This is a genomic window from Paraburkholderia aspalathi, from assembly GCF_900116445.1.
Classification (GTDB): domain Bacteria; phylum Pseudomonadota; class Gammaproteobacteria; order Burkholderiales; family Burkholderiaceae; genus Paraburkholderia; species Paraburkholderia aspalathi.
Map to the genome: position 1 here is coordinate 35,595 of NZ_FPBH01000010.1, position 17,978 is coordinate 53,572.

The window sequence follows — 17,978 nt, forward strand, 5'->3', positions numbered from 1 at the left end:
GTAGCCATGCAACTGCGACTTGACGCGCTCGAAGCGCATCTCGCGAAGGGACTCGCCGGACTGTACGTCGTGTACGGCGACGAGCACCTGCTCGCGCAGGAGGCGTGCGACCGGATTCGGGCGACGGCGCGTGCAGCCGGTTTTACCGATCGCTCGGTGTTCACCGTCGAGCGTGGGTTCGACTGGAGTTCGCTGCTGGGCGCGAGTCAGTCGATGTCGCTGTTCGGCGACCGTCAACTGGTCGAGTTGCGCATTCCGTCGGGCAAGCCCGGCAAGGAAGGCGCGGATGCGCTGAAAGCGCTCGCTGCTGCTGTGAACGACGACGTGTTGACGATGATCACGTTGCCGCGGCTCGATGCGGCCACGCAAAAGTCCGCGTGGTTCACCGCGCTGTCCGATGCTGGTGTTGCGTTGAAAATCGATCCTGTCGAGCGCGCGCAGTTGCCGAATTGGGTCGGCCAGCGACTCGCGGCTCAGGGCCAGCGGGTTGTTGCTGGTGAAGAAGGGCGGCGCGCGTTGGCGTTCATTGCCGAGCGTGTGGAGGGCAACCTGCTCGCCGCGCATCAGGAAATCCAGAAGCTCGGGCTGCTGTATCCAGCCGGTTCGTTGAGCTTCGAACAGATTCAGGACGCTGTGCTGAACGTCGCCCGTTATGACGTTTTCAAGCTGAACGAGGCGATGCTGGCGGGCGATGTCGGCCGCTTGTCGCGCATGCTCGACGGCCTGCGCGGCGAAGGCGAGGCAGCCGTGCTGGTGCTGTGGGCGGTGGTCGAAGAAGTGCGCACGTTGTTGCGGATCAAGCGCGGCGTCGCGGCGGGCAAGCCGCTTGCCATGCTGGTGCGCGAGAACCGCGTCTGGGGTCCGCGCGAACGGTTGATTGGCCCGGCACTGTCGCGCGTCACCGAGGGTGCGCTTGAAAAGGCGCTCGCTTTGGCGGCGCGACTGGATCGGCAGGTGAAAGGGTTGTCTGGCGGCACGCCAGGCAATCATCGCAACGATCCGCCGCCCGATCCGTGGGACGGCTTGTTCGAACTGGCGATGACAGTCGCTTCGCCGGCAAAAGCGGCGCCCGTGCCGCCGCTACGACCTCGCTCTGCGGGTGCAGCGCCTGCTCGCAGGCTGGCCTGATCAGGCCCCGCCGGCACGCCTTCTGGTGGCTTGTGGCGGCGAGCAAAGCTCCGCCACCCGACTTACAATCGTTTGATCTTTCGCTAATTCTGCCTGTCCGCCGCACCTCGACGTGCGCGGCGCTATGAGACTCACCATGGATATCGACCAGTACATGACCGACCTCGGCCGCCGCGCCCGCCACGCATCGCGTGCGATGGCGCGGGCGTCGACGGCGGCAAAGAACGCCGCGCTCGTGGCCGTTGCTCACGCGATCGAACGCGATGCCGCGTTGCTGAAGGACGCCAACGCGCGTGACGTTGCCCGTGCCCGCGAGAAAGGGCTCGATGCGGCATTCATCGATCGTTTGACGCTGTCGGACAAGGCACTGAATACGATGGTCGAAGGCTTGCGGCAAGTCGCCGCGCTGGCCGATCCGATTGGCGAGATCAACAATCTGAAGTACCGGCCGAGCGGGATTCAGGTCGGTCAGATGCGCGTGCCGCTCGGTGTGATCGGCATCATTTACGAATCGCGCCCGAACGTGACGATCGATGCGGCCGCGCTGTGTCTGAAGTCAGGCAATGCGACGATTCTGCGCGGCGGCTCGGAAGCGCTGGAGTGCAACACGGCGTTGGCCAAGCTGATCGGTGAAGGGCTGGAAGCCGCCGGTTTGCCGCAGGATGCGGTGCAAGTGGTGGCGACGTCGGACCGCGCCGCGGTCGGCAAGCTGATCACGATGACCGAATACGTCGACGTAATCGTGCCGCGCGGCGGCAAGAGCCTGATCGAGCGGCTGATGAACGAAGCGCGCGTGCCGATGATCAAGCACCTCGACGGCATCTGCCATGTCTATGTCGACGATCGCGCCGATGTGGCGAAGGCGTTGACCGTCTGTGATAACGCCAAGACACACCGCTACGGTACCTGCAACACGATGGAAACGCTGCTGGTGGCGCGTGGCATTGCGGCCGAAGTGCTGCCGCCTTTGGGCAAGCTGTATCGCGACAAGGACGTCGAACTACGCGTGGACGCAGCAGCGCGCGCGGTGTTGTCGGACGCAGGCGTGGGCCCGCTTGTCGATGCCACGGAAGAAGACTGGCGCACCGAATATCTCGCACCGGTGCTCGCGATCAAGGTGGTGGACGACCTCGATGCGGCCATCGACCATATCAACACCTACAGCTCGCAGCACACCGACGCGATCGTCACCGAAGACCATGATCGCGCGATGCGCTTCCTGCGCGAAGTCGACTCGGCGAGCGTCATGGTCAATGCGTCGACGCGTTTTGCCGATGGCTTCGAATTTGGTTTGGGTGCGGAGATTGGCATCTCGAACGACAAGCTGCATGCGCGTGGGCCGGTGGGGCTGGAAGGGCTGACGTCGCTGAAATACATTGTGCTGGGGCACGGCGAAGGCCGGCAATAACGGTTCGCCTTTGGCGCGCTTTCGTCATCACTGGGATGGCCACGAGCTTTCCGTTCAGTGTGCCCGCGGCTACCGCTCATCTCTACGCTGACACGAAGTACAAGGACCGCTGATGCTTTGGGTAAAAACGTTTCACATCGTTCTGATTGCGTCCTGGTTTGCCGGCCTGTTCTATCTGCCGCGCATCTTCGTCAATCTGGCGATGGAGACGGAACCCGCCGCTACGGCGCGCCTTTTGACGATGGCGCGCAAGCTGTTCCGCTTCATGACGTTTATCGCGGTGCCGGCGCTCGCCTGCGGTCTGTGGCTGTGGCTCGCGGTCGGTATCGGACGCGGACAGGGCTGGATTCACGCGAAGGTCGGTGTGGTGGTGCTGCTGATCATTTACCACGCGTATTGCGGGGTGTTGCTGCGGACGTTCGAGCGTGGCGAGAATCGCCGCTCGGATAAGTGGTATCGGATGTTCAATGAACTGCCTGTGCTGGGGATGCTGGCAGCTGTCGCGTTGGTTGTTATTAAGCCGTTTTAATAAATAGGAATTCTCCTATTTATTTTTATTGTTCAGGTTTGTTTATCCATCTGCGTGGTGTTTAACATCGCGCGGGATGTGATTCAATAATCGAATGTTGGGTGGTTGGCATTCGTCAAGAAGTGTTGATCTAATCTGACTGTTTTCGCGTCAATCTCTTCCCGTCAAAGTGTTTCCATACTAGGTGATTCGTTCAGGTTATTCTTAGTCTGAGCGTGATATCGCTCGTGCGCTTGCGCTGAGTCCCTCTGTGTGTCCATTCTCTGTCGGCCTTGCGCAGCGGGCGGCTTCCTGTTCGGTGGTCCTATTTTTGTCAATTTTTCGTAGGAGCATTCCTATCGTCATCCAGATTTAAGAACTGTCCGATTAGTTTAAGAATTGCCCGGCCATATAGTTGTTCCATTCCAGAAGGATTAATGGGATGGTCAAAAAATGCCAATTGCGACGACCCTGTTTTTAATCCTTCTGCTACTCAGTGACGCGCGCAGGACCTCGGTAAGACACCTCCCGCGACATCAAAACCCGAAACTGATATTCAGAAGGATGAAATCATGAACAAGTCGTACAAGAGCGTATGGAATGAAAGCGCTGGAGCGTGGGTAGCCACGCAAGAAAATGCAAAGGGGCAAGGAAAGAAGAGCCGAAGCGTTAGGGCTGCTGTGTCAACTGCTGCTGGGCTTGCAATGGCGATGGGGGCGTCGGTGGCCAATGCTGGGGTCATAGCCAACTGCAACGGAACGACATCAAGTATGGCTAGCTATTCAAGTCTTAATAATTCAGCTTGGGGCTTAAACAATGCCAGCGTTGTGGGCTGCTCGGGCGGAAATGGCGTTATTCTCAATGAGGATACGGGTAGTTCAGGCCAAACGACCGGTAAGGCATGGTTGGCCGTGGGCAGTACGAATTCAACGAGTTCAGGAACAGTTACCCTTTACGGTCCTAGCGGAATCGCGCTAAACGGAGCCACTACGACATCCGGGTTGGCGACCTTCAAGGCCGGCGCCGATATGTCCAACACAAAGATCACCAATGTGGCGGCAGGCGCGGTTTCATCGACGAGCACGGAAGCGGTGAACGGCTCACAGCTGTGGACGACGAACCAGAACGTCGCCGCGCTGAACGCATCGGTTGGCCTGATAAAACAGGACGCGACGAGCAATGCGATTACGATCGCGACCGCGACCGCGGGCACGACCGTGGATTTCACCGGCACGGCGGGCGCGCGTCAATTGAAGGGTGTAGCGGCGGGTGTCGCGAATACTGACGCAGTGAATATTGGGCAGTTGAAGACCGCGGGTCTCACGACGGACGCGAGCGGTAACGTCACCAACGCGTTCATCGCCTATAACGATGCGACCAAAGGTAAGGTCACGCTGGGCGGTGGTAACGCCGGCACGACGATGACGAACGTTGCGGCAGGCGCGCTGTCGGACTCGAGCAGCGATGCGGTGAACGGCTCGCAGCTGTACACGACGAACCAGAACGTTGCGCAGAACAGCAACGACATCGCCAAAAACACGTCGGATATCGCTCAGAACACGAGCGACATTTCGAAGAGCGCGGGTGATATCGCGCAGAACGCATCGGATATCGCCCAGAACACGAGCGATATTGCGAAGAACGCAGGCGACATCACGAACATCGATTCGCGGGTGACCAATGTTGAAGGTTCGGTGAGCAACATCACGAACCAGATCAACAACGGCGAACTGGGCCTGGTGCAGCAGGATGTGACGTCGGGCAACATCACGGTGGCGAAGGATGCTGCCGGCGCGGTGGTGGACTTCACTGGCACGGCGGGTGCGCGCAAGCTGACCGGTCTGTCGGTTGGCGAACTGAGCGCGACGAGCACGGACGCGGTGAATGGTTCACAGCTGTACACGACGAACCAGAACGTTGCGCAGAACACCAACGACATCGCCCAGAACACGAGCGACATTTCGAAGAACACGGGTGATATCGCGCAGAACGCTTCGGACATCGCCCAGAACACCAGCAATATTGCGAAGAACGCAGGCGACATCACGAACATTGATTCGCGTGTGACCAATGTTGAAGGTTCGGTGAGCAACATCACGAACCAGATTAACAACGGCGAACTGGGCCTGGTGCAGCAGGATGCGGACTCGGGCAACATCACGGTGGCGAAGGATGCTGCCGGCACGGTGGTGGACTTCACCGGCACGGCGGGTGCACGCAAGCTGACCGGTCTGTCGGTTGGCGAGCTGAGCGCGACGAGCACGGACGCGGTGAATGGTTCACAGCTGTACACGACGAACCAGAACGTTACGCAGAACACAAGCGACATCGCCAAAAACACGTCGGATATCGCTCAGAACACGAGCGACATTTCGAAGAGCGCGGGTGACATCGCGCAGAACGCTTCGGACATCGCCCAGAACACCAGCGATATTGCGAAGAACGCAGGCGACATCACGAACATCGATTCGCGGGTGACCAATGTTGAAGGTTCGGTGAGCAACATCACGAACCAGATCAACAACGGCGAACTGGGTCTGGTGCAGCAGGATGCGACGTCGGGCAACATCACGGTGGCGAAGGATGCTGCCGGCACGGTGGTGGACTTCACCGGCACGGCAGGTACGCGCAAGCTGACCGGTCTGTCGGTTGGCGAGCTGAGCGCGACGAGCACGGACGCGGTGAATGGTTCACAGCTGTACACGACGAACCAGAACGTTGCGCAGAACACCAACGACATTGCACAGAACGCTTCGGACATCGCACAGAACACGAGCGATATTGCGAAGAACGCAGGCGACATCACGAGCATCGATTCGCGTGTGACCAATGTTGAAGGTTCGGTGAGCAACATCACGAACCAGATCAACAACGGCGAACTGGGTCTGGTGCAGCAGGATGCGACGTCGGGCAACATCACGGTGGCGAAGGATGCTGCCGGCACGGTGGTGGACTTCACCGGCACGGCGGGTGCGCGCAAGCTGACCGGTCTGTCGGTTGGCGAGCTGAGCGCGACGAGCACGGATGCGGTGAATGGTTCACAGCTGTACACGACGAACCAGAACGTTGCGCAGAACATCAACGACATCGCCAAAAACACGTCGGATATCGCCCAGAACACGAGCGACATTTCGAAGAGCGCGGGTGATATCGCGCAGAACGCTTCAGACATCGCCCAGAACACCAGCGATATTGCGAAGAACGCAGGCGACATCACGAACATCGATTCGCGGGTGACCAATGTTGAAGGTTCGGTGAGCAACATCACGAACCAGATCAACAACGGCGAACTGGGTCTGGTGCAGCAGGATCAGACCACACGTGATCTGACGGTTGCGAGCGACAAGGACGGCACGCGCGTCAACTTCGCGGGCACCGCAGGTGCGCGTGAACTGGTCGGCGTCGCAGCCGGCACGACGAGCAACTCCGCAGTCAACGTTGGTCAGTTGAGTCCGGTTGTTGCGTCGCTCGGTGGCGGTGCGCAGGTCAATGCCGATGGTTCGGTCACCGGCCCGACGTACCACGTGCAAGGCGGCACGCAGAACACGGTCGGCGGCGCACTCGATTCGCTCGATAACGGTCTGTCGACGCTGCAGACGCAGATTAACAACGGCAGCATCGGCATGGTCACGCAAAATCAGACCTCGCGCGACATCCTTGTCGGTGCGGCGACGGACGGTCTGCGGGTCAATATGGCCGGCACAGCGGGCAACCGCGTCGTGACGGGAGTGGCGGCAGGTGCGGTCAATGCGTCAAGCAGCGATGCGGTGAACGGCGCGCAACTGCATGCAAACGCCCAGAGTACGGCAGACGCCTTGGGCGGCGGTTCGACCGTCAATGAGGACGGCACGATCTCGATGCCCACGTACAACGTGGGTGGCACGACCGTGAGCGGCGTCGGCGCAGCAATCACCAACATCGACGGTCGTGTAACGCAGAACACGTCGGACATCGCTAGCCTGCAGACTACCGTCGGCACGATGAGCGGCTCGGTGGCGAACGCGGTGTCGTATGACAGCGCGGCACACAACCAGGTGACGTTGGGCGGTTCGGCCAGCGCGCCGAAGGTGAAGCTGACCAATTTGCAGGACGGTGAACTGTCGGCGACGAGCTCAGATGCCGTAACTGGCTCGCAGCTGTGGAATACCAACCAGCAAGTGGCTAACCTGAACCAGGCGGTGCAGAACCAGCAGTCGACCGGCAGCAGCAGCATCGCGACTGACACAGGTGGTCCGGCAGCATCGGCGACCGGCAGCGGTTCGATGGCGATGGGCGGTGGCGCTCAGGCAAGTGGCGACAACTCGGTGGCACTCGGCGCAGGCTCGGTGGCAGATCAGGCCAACACGGTATCGGTGGGTTCGCCGGGCAACGAGCGCCGTATCACGAACGTCGCTGACGGCCAAGGCCCGACCGACGCCGTGAACATGCGTCAGTTCCAGCAGGGTATCGGCTCGGTCGCGCGTAACGCTTATAGCGGTGTTGCAGCCGCTACAGCGTTGACGATGATTCCGGACGTCGATCCGGGCAAGACGATCGCAGTCGGCATTGGTACCGGCAACTACAAGGGCTATCAGGCTGTATCGCTGGGCATGTCGGCGCGTATCACCCAGAACCTGAAGATCAAGGCAGGTGCAGGGATGAGCTCGGCGGATACGACTTATGGCGTGGGTGCAGCGTACCAGTGGTAAGTGTCGTGTGATGGTTGCGGAAAGCGCTGCGGCTTAGGTGCTTTTCGTGAACCCGTCTTAGGTGGGTAGTAAAAAGGCGGGCTCTCTTCGGGGAGCCCGCCTTATTTTTTGGGTGCCGGTGACATGGCGCTCGTCAGACCAGATTGCATCGCACCGCGCTTGCGTCGCGATCAGAGCCAATAAGGTTTCGTGTTACGTCCTCGGATCAATCCTCCTGCGGTTGATCACTTCCTTCGCTTGCGCCAGCTTCTCGACCAGCTCCGGTCCGCGGCTCAACGCGACCCCCACTGCCAGAATATCGCCGATCGCCAGATGCGAAACGCGTGAGGTCATCGGCGAAAAAATATCCGTGTCTTCATCGACATTGGCGAACAAGCCGACCGTCGCCAGTCGCGCCAAAGGCGAATTGCCGTGCGTGATCGCAATCACCTTCGCGCCCGCCGCCAACGCAGACTTCACTGCGTCCACGATATCGCGCGTACGTCCGGTATTCGAGATCGCCACCACCACATCCCCTTCACCAAGCAGCGCCGCCGACATCAGAAACGTGTGCGGATCCGAATACGCAACGCTCGGCATGCCGAGGCGAAAGAACTTGTGCTGCACGTCCAGCGCGGCAATGCCAGACCCGCCCGCGCCGTAAAACTCAATGCGCCGCGCCTGCGCCAGCAGCGCGATCGCCGCCGCCACGCTATCTGACGACAAATTGTTGCGCACCTGGATCAGCGCGCCGATGGTCCGGTCAAGGACCTTCGCTGCGACGCCCGGCGTCGGCTCATCCGGCCGCACATCCCGGTAGACGGCCGGCACTTCCGCGGCTATGCCCTGCGCCAGCCGGATCTTGAACTCGCGGAATCCCGAAAACCCCAGCGCATGACAAAACCGCGCGATGGTCGGCTGACTGACACCCGCGCGCGCGGCCACTTCGGTCATCGAGAGATCGAGTACCTCACGCGGTGCTTCGATCACGTAATCGGCCAGCTTGCGTTCTGACGGACGCAACTGATCGCGCATCTCTTCCACCTGGGACAGCATCATCGGAAAACTCGCACTATGCTGAAGAATGCGTGGACTATATCTGATTGCTGAAGAAGGTACAAAAACTACATATCGGGCCGTAGGTGTATTCCCTGATTTTTGCCGCATACACCGCCAAAGCAAAGCCAGTAAGGCAATCCGGCCATTCAAAAATGTCGCAATGCAACAGGAGTCGTGATTGCGATCGTGTAGTTTTTCTACTAACATTGCGACGTCGACTGTTTCGACATCCCCGCGATACCTGCCTGGCATAGTGCGCCTACGCCTCACGCCAGCGACGAAGGAGCTCCGATGGTTTCCCCGCATTCGCAATTGTTGAAGGTCACGCAACGCGTGGTCGAGCGCAGCAAGCCCACTCGCGAGGCGTATCTGGCCCGTATCGAGCACGCCCAGGGCAAATTCCCGGCACGCGGCGCGCTCTCGTGTGCCAATCTGGCTCACGGCTTTGCTGGTCTTGAAGGCCACGACAAGCTCGTCATCAAGCAGATTCGCCAGCCGAACATCGGCATCGTGTCCTCGTACAACGAGATGTTGTCCGCGCACGCGCCGTACAAAAACTACCCGGACATCATCAAAGAAGCCGCGCGTGAAAACGGCGGCGTCGCGCAATTCGCGGGCGGTGTGCCGGCCATGTGCGACGGCGTCACGCAAGGCAACGCGGGCATGGAGTTGTCGCTGTTCTCGCGTGAAGTGATCGCGATGAGCACCGCAGTGGCCCTCACGCACAACATGTTTGACGCGGCGCTGTGCCTCGGCATCTGCGACAAAATCGTGCCGGGCCTCCTGATCGGCGCGCTGCAATTCGGCCACCTGCCGACGATTTTCGTGCCCGCCGGCCCGATGGGCAGCGGCCTGTCGAATGACGACAAAGCCAAGACACGCCAGCTGTTCGCCACCGGCCAGTGCGGCCGCGACGCGCTGCTCGAAGCAGAAGCCGCCGCGTATCACAGCCAGGGCACCTGCACGTTCTACGGCACGGCAAACAGCAACCAGATGCTGATGGAAGTGATGGGCCTGCATCTGCCGAGTTCGGCGTTCGTGCACCCGCATACGCCGCTGCGCGACGCATTGACCGCGCAGGCCGCACGCCGCGTGCTCGACCTGACGGTAGATCGCGGCAACTACATGCCGATTGGCCACGTGGTCGACGAAAAAGCGATCGTCAACGGCATCGTCGCGTTGCTGGCAACGGGCGGTTCGACCAATCACACGCTGCACCTCGTCGCAATCGCGCGCGCGGCCGGCATCGTGATCGACTGGGATGACTTCGACACGCTGTCACAAGCCGTGCCGCTGCTCGCCAAGATTTACCCGAACGGCAAGGCCGACGTAAATCACTTCCACGCCGCAGGCGGCGTCGCGTTCCTGGTTCGCAATCTGCTGGAAGGCGGCTTGCTGCACGAGGACGTGAACACCGTCGCCGGCAAGGGTCTCCATCACTACACTGAAGAGCCGAAGCTGCTCGACGGCAAGCTGCAATGGGTGCCGGGCACGGAAAAGAGCGAAGACACCGCAGTGCTGCGCGGCATCAAGGAACCGTTCCAGCCGGACGGTGGCTTGCGTCTGATGCAGGGCAAACTTGGCCGCGGCGTGATCAAGATTTCAGCAGTCGCAGCGCAGCATCGCAAGGTGAAGGCGCCAGCGATTGTGTTCGATTCGCAGGAAGCCGTGCAGGCGGCGTTCGACAACGGCGAACTCAAGCGTGATTTCATCGCCGTGGTGCGCTTCCAGGGCGCCCGCGCAAACGGCATGCCCGAACTGCATCGTTTGACGCCGTTGCTCGGTGTGTTGCAGGATCAAGGTTTTCACGTTGCACTGGTGACCGACGGACGCATGTCCGGCGCGTCGGGCAAAGTGCCGGCGGTGATTCACCTGTCGCCGGAAGCCTTGCTGCAAGGCCCGATCGGCAAGGTTCGCACGGGCGACATGCTGGTGATCGATGCAGACGCAGGCGTGCTCGACATCGAAATCGATGCAGCCGAATGGGCGGCGCGGCCGGAAGCGTTGCCGCAGCATCAGGCGGAAAACGAAGTCGGCTTCGGCCGTGAACTGTTCGGCGTGTTCCGTGCGGCGGCAGCGCCGGCGGAGCAGGGCGCCTCGGTGTTCGGTCCGATGGTGGGCGAGCACGGCGGACACAAGAAAGCACACTCAAGCACCACTCAAGCCAGCCACGAGCTGCAGAAACAAGGAGTCTGACTATGACGGCGAAAACAGTAAGCGATATCGTGCGCCTCGGCCCGGTGATTCCGGTGCTCGCGTTCGACTCGGTCGAACAGGGCGAAAACGTGTCGCGCGCGCTGCATGCGGGCGGCGTGAAGGTGCTCGAAATCACGCTGCGCACGGCTGCGGGGCTCGGCGCGATCGAACGCGCGAGCCAGCTGTCCGAAGACATCGTGGTTGGAGTCGGCACGATCACGAAGCCCGAGCATTGTTTTCAGGCGAAGAAAGCGGGCGCGCAATTCGGCGTGTCGCCAGGTCTGACGAAAGACATGCACAAGGCGGCGCAGGATGCAGGTTTGCCGCTGCTGCCGGGTGTCATGACGCCGAGCGACATTATCGCGGCGCTCGAACTCGGCTACGAAATCGTCAAGTTCTTCCCGGCGCAGCAAGCCGGCGGTATCCCGATGCTGCAGGCGTTTTACGGCCCGTTCCCGACGCTGAAATTCTGCCCGACCGGTGGCATCACGGCCGAAAGCGCCATCAACTTCCTCGCACAACCGAATGTGGTTTGCGTGGGCGGATCGTGGTTGACGCCGAAGGCCGCACTTGCCGTGCAAAACTGGGATGAAGTTACGCGTCTCGCACGTGCCGCCAGCGAGCTGGCCGCGCCTGCCCATTGAGTTGAAACGGCCCGTACTTTAGTCCAGTAACCAGGTCCTACACAAAGGAGCCTCGTCGAAACAGCCTGTCAGGCTGTCGCGCCGAGGCTCCTTTGCGATGTGCGTGCCGGATTCACGCGCTTTTAAAGACAACAAACAGTAAAATTCAGCGTCCGCGCGGCTTGCCGGGTTTTCAGGCACCGCTCGAGGTCGCCGTGAGACAGGTGCCAGCTGTGTTCCGCACCAACAATCAATAACGCAAAGGAGGAGCTTCATGGAAGCTGTCCACGGCAGCACGCTGCTGGTCTTCGCGGTGATCGCCATCGCACTTCTGATCCTGCTGATCACCCGCTACAAGGTTTACCCGTTCCTCGTCCTGATCATCGTTTCGCTGCTGCTGGGTCTCGCATCCGGCATGCCGATCGGCACGATCGTCAAATCGTTCGAAACCGGCAACGGCAACACGCTCGGCCACATTGCGATCGTGGTCGGTCTCGGCACCATGCTCGGCAAAATGATGGCCGAATCGGGCGGCGCCGAGCGCATTGCGACCACACTGATCGACAAGTTCGGCGAGAAGCATATTCACTGGGCGATGATGGTCGTGGCGATCATTGTCGGTTTGCCGGTGTTTTTTGAAGTCGGCTTCGTGCTGTTGATTCCGATTGCGTTCAACGTCGCCAAACGCACCAACAAGTCGCTACTGCTGGTCGGCCTGCCGATGGTTGCGGGCCTGTCCGTCGTGCACGGTCTGATTCCGCCGCACCCGGCCGCGATGCTCGCGGTGCAGGCGTATCACGCCGACATCGGCAAGACGATTGCGTACGGGCTGATCGTGGGCGTGCCGACGGCGATCGTCGCTGGTCCGCTGTTCGCACTGTTGATCAGCCGTTACATCAAGCTGCCGGAGAACAATCCGCTCGCCGCGCAATTCCTCGGCCACGGTGACGACGCGCAGAATAACGCGAAGAGCGCGGCGCCGAAGCGCGAGTTGCCGAGCTTCGGCATCACGTTGTTCACGATTCTGCTGCCGGTGATTCTGATGCTGGTCGGCAGCTGGGCCGACCTCGTGTTTACGCCGAAGACGTTGGCGAACGACCTGCTGCGTTTCGTCGGCAACTCGGACGTCGCGCTGTTGATCGCCGTGCTGGTCAGCTTCTGGACCTTCGGCGCGAGCCGCGGCTTCAATCGTGAGCAGATCCAGAAGTTCTGCGGCGAATGTCTGGCGCCGATCGCGGGCATCACGCTGATCGTGGGCGCGGGCGGCGGCTTCGGGCGCGTGCTGATGGATAGCGGCATCTCGAAGGAAATCGTCAACGTGGCAACGGCCATGCATCTGTCGCCGCTGCTGTTCGGCTGGCTGGTGGCCGCGCTGATTCGTCTGGCTACGGGTTCGGCAACCGTTGCGATGACGACGGCCTGCGGCATCGTTGCGCCGATCGCTTCGGCGAGCGGCGTGCAGGTCACGCCGGAATTGCTGGTGCTCGCCACCGGTTCGGGCTCGCTGATTTTCTCGCATGTGAATGACGGCGGTTTCTGGCTGATCAAGGAATACTTCGGTATGACGGTGGGGCAGACCTTCAAGACATGGTCGCTCCTCGAAACTGTTATTTCCCTGATGGGCTTGGGTTTGACTTTCGCGCTCGCGACGGTCGTGTAAGGAGTTTTTGATGATTTTGATCGCAATGGGCGTGTCGGGCGCCGGCAAAACGAGGATTGGCGAAATGCTGGCGGAACGCCTGCACTGCGCATTCACCGACGGCGACGCGTTTCACAGCGCCGCCAACAAGGAGAAAATGCACCACGGCATTCCGTTGACCGACGAAGACCGTTGGCCGTGGTTGCAAACCATCCGTGTCGCGATCGAAGAGAAGCAGCGGGCGGGCGAGAAAGCGGTGTTTACGTGCTCGTCGCTGAAGCGCTCATACCGCGATGTTCTGCGCGGCGGGAGCAACGGTGACAAGGACGTGTGCTTCGTCTATCTCAAGGGTTCGTTCGAGGTGCTGCGCGAGCGGCTGACCACGCGCACTGGCCACTTCTTCGATCCGTCGCTGTTGCAAAGCCAGCTCGATACGCTCGAAGAGCCGGGTCCGGATGAAGCGATCACGGTGAGCATCGAGTTGTCGCCAGAGGCGATCGTCGACGAGGTGTTGAGGCAGATGACGGAGCGGTGAGGTTTTAGTTAAACCCGCTGACGTTGCAGGATGAAAAAAAGGCGCTCACGTTTGTGAGCGCCTTTTTTATGGCCGAAGCTGCGAGGCAGTGACTGGGTCTTAAGCGATCCGCTTGGCCAGTTCGACTGCCTTGCCGATATACGAACCCGGCGTCATGGCGAGCAAACGATCCTTCGCATCTTGCGGAATCGCGAGACCGGTCACGAACGTTTGCAGCGCTTCACGCGTGATGCCTTTGCCGCGCGTCAGTTCCTTCAACTGCTCATACGGGTTCTCGATGCCGTAACGGCGCATCACCGTTTGCACCGGCTCGGCCAGCACTTCCCAGCAGTTGTCGAGGTCTTCGTTCAGACGCTGCGCGTTCACTTCGAGCTTGTCCAGACCGCGGATCAGCGAGTCGTACGCGAGCAGCGAGTAGCCGAACGCGACGCCCATATTGCGCAGCACCGTCGAGTCTGTCAGGTCACGCTGCCAGCGCGAAATCGGCAGCTTGTCGGCGAGGTGGCGCAGCGTGGCGTTGGCGAGACCGAGATTGCCTTCCGAGTTTTCGAAGTCGATCGGATTGACCTTGTGCGGCATCGTCGACGAACCGATTTCGCCGGCCTTCGTGCGTTGCTTGAAGTAACCGACCGAGATGTAGCCCCACACGTCGCGGTCCAGATCTAGCAGGATCGTATTGGCGCGCGACACGGCGTCGAACAGTTCGGCCATGTAGTCATGCGGTTCGATCTGGATCGTGTACGGATTGAACGTGAGCTTCAGGCGCTGTTCGACCACTTCGCGCGAGAACGCTTCCCAGTCGAATTCCGGATACGCGGACAGGTGCGCATTGAAGTTGCCGACCGCGCCGTTCATCTTGCCCAGCAGCTCGACCTTGGCGATACGGTCGATCGCGCGTTCCAGACGTGCGGCGACGTTGGCGATTTCCTTGCCGAGCGTGGTCGGGCTGGCCGGCTGGCCGTGCGTGCGCGACAGCATCGGCTGTTCGGCTTGCGCGTGAGCCAGCGCAACGAGGCGCTGATGCACCGAGCGCAGCGCCGGCAGAATCACGTGTTCACGCGCGCCGGCGAGCATCAGGCCGTGGGACGTGTTGTTGATGTCTTCCGAGGTGCAGGCGAAGTGAATGAACTCGCTCGCGCGTTCCAGTTCTTCCTGACCCTTCACCGATTCCTTCAGCCAGTACTCGACCGCTTTCACGTCGTGGTTCGTCACACGTTCGATGTCCTTGATGCGCGCGGCGTCGTGCGCGGTGAAGCGCTCGGCCAGTTGCAGCAGGAATTGTTCGGCGGCTTCGGAAAAGCGCGGCACTTCGGCGAAACCGGCGTGCGAGAGCGCGATCAGCCAGTGGATTTCAACCGTCACGCGATTGCGCATGAAAGCGGCTTCCGAGAGCCAGTCGCGCAGGGCTTCGGTTTTCGAGGCGTAACGGCCGTCGAGCGGGGAGAGCGCGTTCAGCGCGAACAGGGTGTCGGGGCGGGTGTCGGACATGATGGGGGCCGGAGTCAAAGCGAGCGCTCAGCGAGCGGATCGGGAACGGAGGGAACCGCGAATTTTACCACTCAACCCGGCGGCACCACCCCGCGCCGCTAGAATGCTGACTTCCTCCCTCCCGCTGGCAGCAGGCTTCGCATGGAACTGAAATGGCTCGAAGACTTCGTTTCGCTCGCGGAAACGCGTAGTTTCAGCCGCTCGGCCGAATTGCGTCATGTCACGCAACCGGCGTTTTCGCGGCGAATTCAGGCGCTCGAAGCGTGGCTCGGCACCGAACTGATCGACCGTTCGGTTTATCCGACGCGACTAACTGCTGCCGGCCAGGTGTTCAACGAGCAGGCGCTCGCGATGCTGTCGCAGTTCCACGAGGCACGCGCGCTACTGCGCGGCCACACGGCCACGCCGCAGGCGACCATCGAGTTCGCGGTGCCGCATACGCTGTCGCTCACGTACTTCCCGCGCTGGCTGCAGCGCATCGAAGCGCAGATGGGTCCGATTCACACCCGGCTGCGGGCGTTGAACGTGCACGATGCGGCGTTGTCGCTGGTGGAAGGCGGCTGCGATCTGATGATGGGCTACCACCATCCGAGTCATCCGGTCGCGCTCGATCCGGCGCGCTACGACATGCTCACGCTCGGCAACGAGCCGATCAGCCCGTTCTCCGCGCCGGCCCGCGCCGGCCGGGCGCGTCACACGTTGCCGGGCACCCCCGAGGCGCCCACGCCCTATCTGTCCTACACGCCAAACGCGTATCTGGGCCGCATGACCGAGGTGATCCTCGCCAACGCGCCGGAGCGCCTGTATCTCGACCGGCTGTACGAAACCGACATGGCCGAAGGACTCAAGGCGATGGCGCTGGCCGGCCACGGCATCGCCTTCCTGCCACACAGCGCCGTAGAAGACGCAGTCGCCGACGGCAAGCTGATCCGGCTCGACCGCGCGACCCGCGGCACGCCTGAGGGGCAACTCACGCTGACCATGGAGATCCGGCTCTATCGCGACAAGCTCGTAGCGAAGACCGACGATGCGCGGCAGATACTCGTGCGGCAACTGTGGGATGTGGTGTCCGAGGAGATCGCTCAACGCGCAAGCGCTGCCTGAGAACCTGCTTCCCCACGACGCGAATTTGCGGGTTTTTGATGGTTATGCATAAAAAACATAATCGGATAATGAAACGGCATTGGATTTCAAAACGGCGTTTTTCGACAATGCTGTCACTCGATCAACGCCGGAGCGTTCATGTCATCCCAGCAACAAGCAGCACAATCCGCGTCAACGTTGCAGTCTGTTCCTTCCTACCTGAATAAAGATGACCTCGGCCCGTGGGGCAACTACCTGCGTCAGGTCGACCGTGTCGCGCCGTACCTCGGTTCGCTGTCCCGCTGGCTCGAAACCCTGAAGCGCCCGAAGCGCATTCTGATCGTCGATGTGCCTATCGAACTCGATAACGGCACGGTCGCGCACTTCGAAGGCTATCGCGTGCAGCACAACGTGTCGCGCGGTCCGGGTAAGGGCGGTGTGCGTTATCACCAGGACGTGACGCTGTCGGAAGTGATGGCGCTGTCGGCGTGGATGTCGGTGAAGAATGCTGCTGTGAACGTGCCGTACGGCGGTGCGAAGGGTGGTATCCGTGTCGATCCGCGTACGCTGTCGCGTGGCGAACTGGAGCGCGTCACGCGCCGCTACACGAGCGAAATCGGCATCATCATCGGACCGAATACCGACATCCCCGCGCCGGACGTGAACACTAACGAGCAGATCATGGCGTGGATGATGGACACGTACTCGATGAACCAGGGCCAAACGGCTACGGGCGTCGTGACGGGCAAGCCGATCGCGCTGGGTGGTTCGCTGGGCCGCCGTGAAGCAACGGGCCGTGGCGTGTTCGTGGTGGCTTCCGAAGCGGCACGCCGTATCGGTGTCGACATCGAAGGCGCACGGATTGCCGTTCAGGGTTTCGGTAACGTGGGCGGCATCGCCGCACGTCTGTTCCAGGAAGCGGGCTCGAAGCTGGTCGCGGTGCAGGATCACACTGGCTCGCTGTACAAGTCGACCGGTATCGATGCTGTTGCGCTGGCGGATTACGTGGCGAAGAACGGTGGCGTAGGCGGTTTCCCGGAAGCCGACGCAGTCACGAACGAAGAATTCTGGACCGTCGAATCGGACATCCTGATTCCGGCCGCGCTGGAAAACCAGATCACCGAAAAGAACGCCGGCAAGATCAAGACGAAGATCGTCGTGGAAGGCGCCAACGGCCCGACCACCACGGCAGCGGACGACATTCTGCACGACCGCGGCATCCTCGTGATTCCGGACGTGGTAGCCAACGCCGGCGGCGTGACGGTGTCGTACTTCGAGTGGGTGCAGGACTTCTCGAGCTTCTTCTGGACCGAAGACGAGATCAACCAGCGTCTCGAGCGCGTCATGCGCGAAGCATTTGCCGCTGTGTGGCAAGTGTCGAGCGAACAGAAGGTGTCCGTGCGGACTGCGGCGTTTATCGTCGCATGTAAGCGGATCCTTGAAGCGCGCGAATTGCGCGGACTGTACCCCTGATCGATTGGCTTGAAACGGCGGCCCGCCACCTTGCGGGCCGCTGCGAATCCTTGCTTTGACGTGGTCCACAAGACCGCGTGTTTCACCCGGCGGGCGGCATCCTATCGATGCCGCCCGCCTTTGCGTATCCGCCGTGTTTGAATTGCCCGGTTAAGCCCCCGTAATCTCGTA

General features: G+C 61.1%; 12 protein-coding genes and 1 pseudogene. 11 read left to right on the forward strand and 2 right to left on the reverse strand.

Annotated elements, in window-relative coordinates; all coding sequences use genetic code 11:
- The first annotated feature begins 6 nt into the window (after window positions 1–6).
- From holA to BM438_RS17010, 5 genes and pseudogenes are all read left to right on the forward strand, one after another.
- Window positions 7–1,128, forward strand: a complete 1,122-nt coding sequence (gene holA, locus BM438_RS16995; RefSeq protein ID WP_093635452.1) for a DNA polymerase III subunit delta — start codon at window positions 7–9, stop codon at window positions 1,126–1,128.
- A 136-nt stretch (window positions 1,129–1,264) separates the two neighbouring features.
- The gene (locus tag BM438_RS17000) at window positions 1,265–2,536 is read left to right on the forward strand and encodes a glutamate-5-semialdehyde dehydrogenase (protein ID WP_093635454.1); all 1,272 of its coding nucleotides are present in this window, start codon (window positions 1,265–1,267) and stop codon (window positions 2,534–2,536) included.
- Window positions 2,537–2,648: 112 nt separating this feature from the next.
- Complete coding sequence (locus BM438_RS17005) at window positions 2,649–3,065, forward strand: CopD family protein (protein WP_054034510.1); 417 nt, start codon at window positions 2,649–2,651, stop codon at window positions 3,063–3,065.
- A 551-nt stretch (window positions 3,066–3,616) separates the two neighbouring features.
- Window positions 3,617–3,751: pseudogene (locus BM438_RS46990) on the forward strand (ESPR domain-containing protein); the annotation flags it as partial.
- A 321-nt stretch (window positions 3,752–4,072) separates the two neighbouring features.
- Window positions 4,073–7,732 carry a YadA family autotransporter adhesin gene (locus BM438_RS17010; RefSeq protein ID WP_244179391.1) on the forward strand — a complete coding sequence of 1,220 codons (3,660 nt, stop codon included), beginning with the start codon at window positions 4,073–4,075 and terminating at the stop codon, window positions 7,730–7,732.
- Between the two features lie 192 nt (window positions 7,733–7,924).
- Here BM438_RS17010 and BM438_RS17015 read toward each other — a convergent pair whose 3' ends face one another.
- The gene (locus tag BM438_RS17015) at window positions 7,925–8,770 is read right to left on the reverse strand and encodes a MurR/RpiR family transcriptional regulator (protein ID WP_093635458.1); all 846 of its coding nucleotides are present in this window, start codon (window positions 8,768–8,770) and stop codon (window positions 7,925–7,927) included.
- A 291-nt stretch (window positions 8,771–9,061) separates the two neighbouring features.
- Here BM438_RS17015 and edd point away from each other — a divergent pair, with 291 nt between their 5' ends.
- The 4 genes from edd to BM438_RS17035 all read left to right on the forward strand — a co-directional run bounded on the left by edd (window position 9,062) and on the right by BM438_RS17035 (window position 13,763).
- Window positions 9,062–10,966 (forward strand): phosphogluconate dehydratase, encoded by a 1,905-nt coding sequence (edd, locus tag BM438_RS17020; protein ID WP_093635460.1) that lies wholly within the window; start codon window positions 9,062–9,064, stop codon window positions 10,964–10,966.
- A 2-nt stretch (window positions 10,967–10,968) separates the two neighbouring features.
- Window positions 10,969–11,610: a bifunctional 4-hydroxy-2-oxoglutarate aldolase/2-dehydro-3-deoxy-phosphogluconate aldolase gene (gene eda / locus BM438_RS17025; RefSeq protein WP_093635462.1), complete on the forward strand. Its 642-nt coding sequence runs from the start codon at window positions 10,969–10,971 to the stop codon at window positions 11,608–11,610.
- 253 nt (window positions 11,611–11,863) lie between these two features.
- Window positions 11,864–13,249 carry a GntP family permease gene (locus tag BM438_RS17030; RefSeq protein WP_093635464.1) on the forward strand — a complete coding sequence of 462 codons (1,386 nt, stop codon included), beginning with the start codon at window positions 11,864–11,866 and terminating at the stop codon, window positions 13,247–13,249.
- Window positions 13,250–13,259: 10 nt separating this feature from the next.
- Window positions 13,260–13,763, forward strand: coding sequence for a gluconokinase (locus BM438_RS17035; RefSeq protein ID WP_093635466.1), 504 nt, complete (start codon window positions 13,260–13,262; stop codon window positions 13,761–13,763).
- Window positions 13,764–13,862: 99 nt separating this feature from the next.
- Here BM438_RS17035 and purB read toward each other — a convergent pair whose 3' ends face one another.
- Entirely contained in the window at window positions 13,863–15,251 is a 1,389-nt protein-coding gene (gene purB / locus BM438_RS17040) for an adenylosuccinate lyase (RefSeq protein ID WP_054034504.1), read from the reverse strand.
- Window positions 15,252–15,392: 141 nt separating this feature from the next.
- Here purB and BM438_RS17045 point away from each other — a divergent pair, with 141 nt between their 5' ends.
- Both BM438_RS17045 and BM438_RS17050 read left to right on the forward strand, forming a co-directional pair.
- Window positions 15,393–16,355 (forward strand): LysR family transcriptional regulator, encoded by a 963-nt coding sequence (locus BM438_RS17045; protein ID WP_093635468.1) that lies wholly within the window; start codon window positions 15,393–15,395, stop codon window positions 16,353–16,355.
- A 138-nt stretch (window positions 16,356–16,493) separates the two neighbouring features.
- Window positions 16,494–17,807: a Glu/Leu/Phe/Val family dehydrogenase gene (locus tag BM438_RS17050; RefSeq protein WP_054034502.1), complete on the forward strand. Its 1,314-nt coding sequence runs from the start codon at window positions 16,494–16,496 to the stop codon at window positions 17,805–17,807.
- Window positions 17,808–17,978 lie beyond the last annotated feature (171 nt).

Coding starts and splice junctions, on each gene's coding strand:
- BM438_RS17030 (WP_093635464.1), top strand. CDS start 11,864: ATGGAAGCTGTCCACGGCAGCACGCTGCTGGTCTTCGCGGTGATCGCC.
- eda (WP_093635462.1), top strand. CDS start 10,969: ATGACGGCGAAAACAGTAAGCGATATCGTGCGCCTCGGCCCGGTGATT.
- BM438_RS17005 (WP_054034510.1), top strand. CDS start 2,649: ATGCTTTGGGTAAAAACGTTTCACATCGTTCTGATTGCGTCCTGGTTT.
- holA (WP_093635452.1), top strand. CDS start 7: ATGCAACTGCGACTTGACGCGCTCGAAGCGCATCTCGCGAAGGGACTC.
- BM438_RS17050 (WP_054034502.1), top strand. CDS start 16,494: ATGTCATCCCAGCAACAAGCAGCACAATCCGCGTCAACGTTGCAGTCT.
- BM438_RS17035 (WP_093635466.1), top strand. CDS start 13,260: ATGATTTTGATCGCAATGGGCGTGTCGGGCGCCGGCAAAACGAGGATT.
- purB (WP_054034504.1), bottom strand. CDS start 15,251: ATGTCCGACACCCGCCCCGACACCCTGTTCGCGCTGAACGCGCTCTCC.
- BM438_RS17015 (WP_093635458.1), bottom strand. CDS start 8,770: ATGATGCTGTCCCAGGTGGAAGAGATGCGCGATCAGTTGCGTCCGTCA.
- BM438_RS17010 (WP_244179391.1), top strand. CDS start 4,073: ATGTCCAACACAAAGATCACCAATGTGGCGGCAGGCGCGGTTTCATCG.
- BM438_RS17000 (WP_093635454.1), top strand. CDS start 1,265: ATGGATATCGACCAGTACATGACCGACCTCGGCCGCCGCGCCCGCCAC.
- BM438_RS17045 (WP_093635468.1), top strand. CDS start 15,393: ATGGAACTGAAATGGCTCGAAGACTTCGTTTCGCTCGCGGAAACGCGT.
- edd (WP_093635460.1), top strand. CDS start 9,062: ATGGTTTCCCCGCATTCGCAATTGTTGAAGGTCACGCAACGCGTGGTC.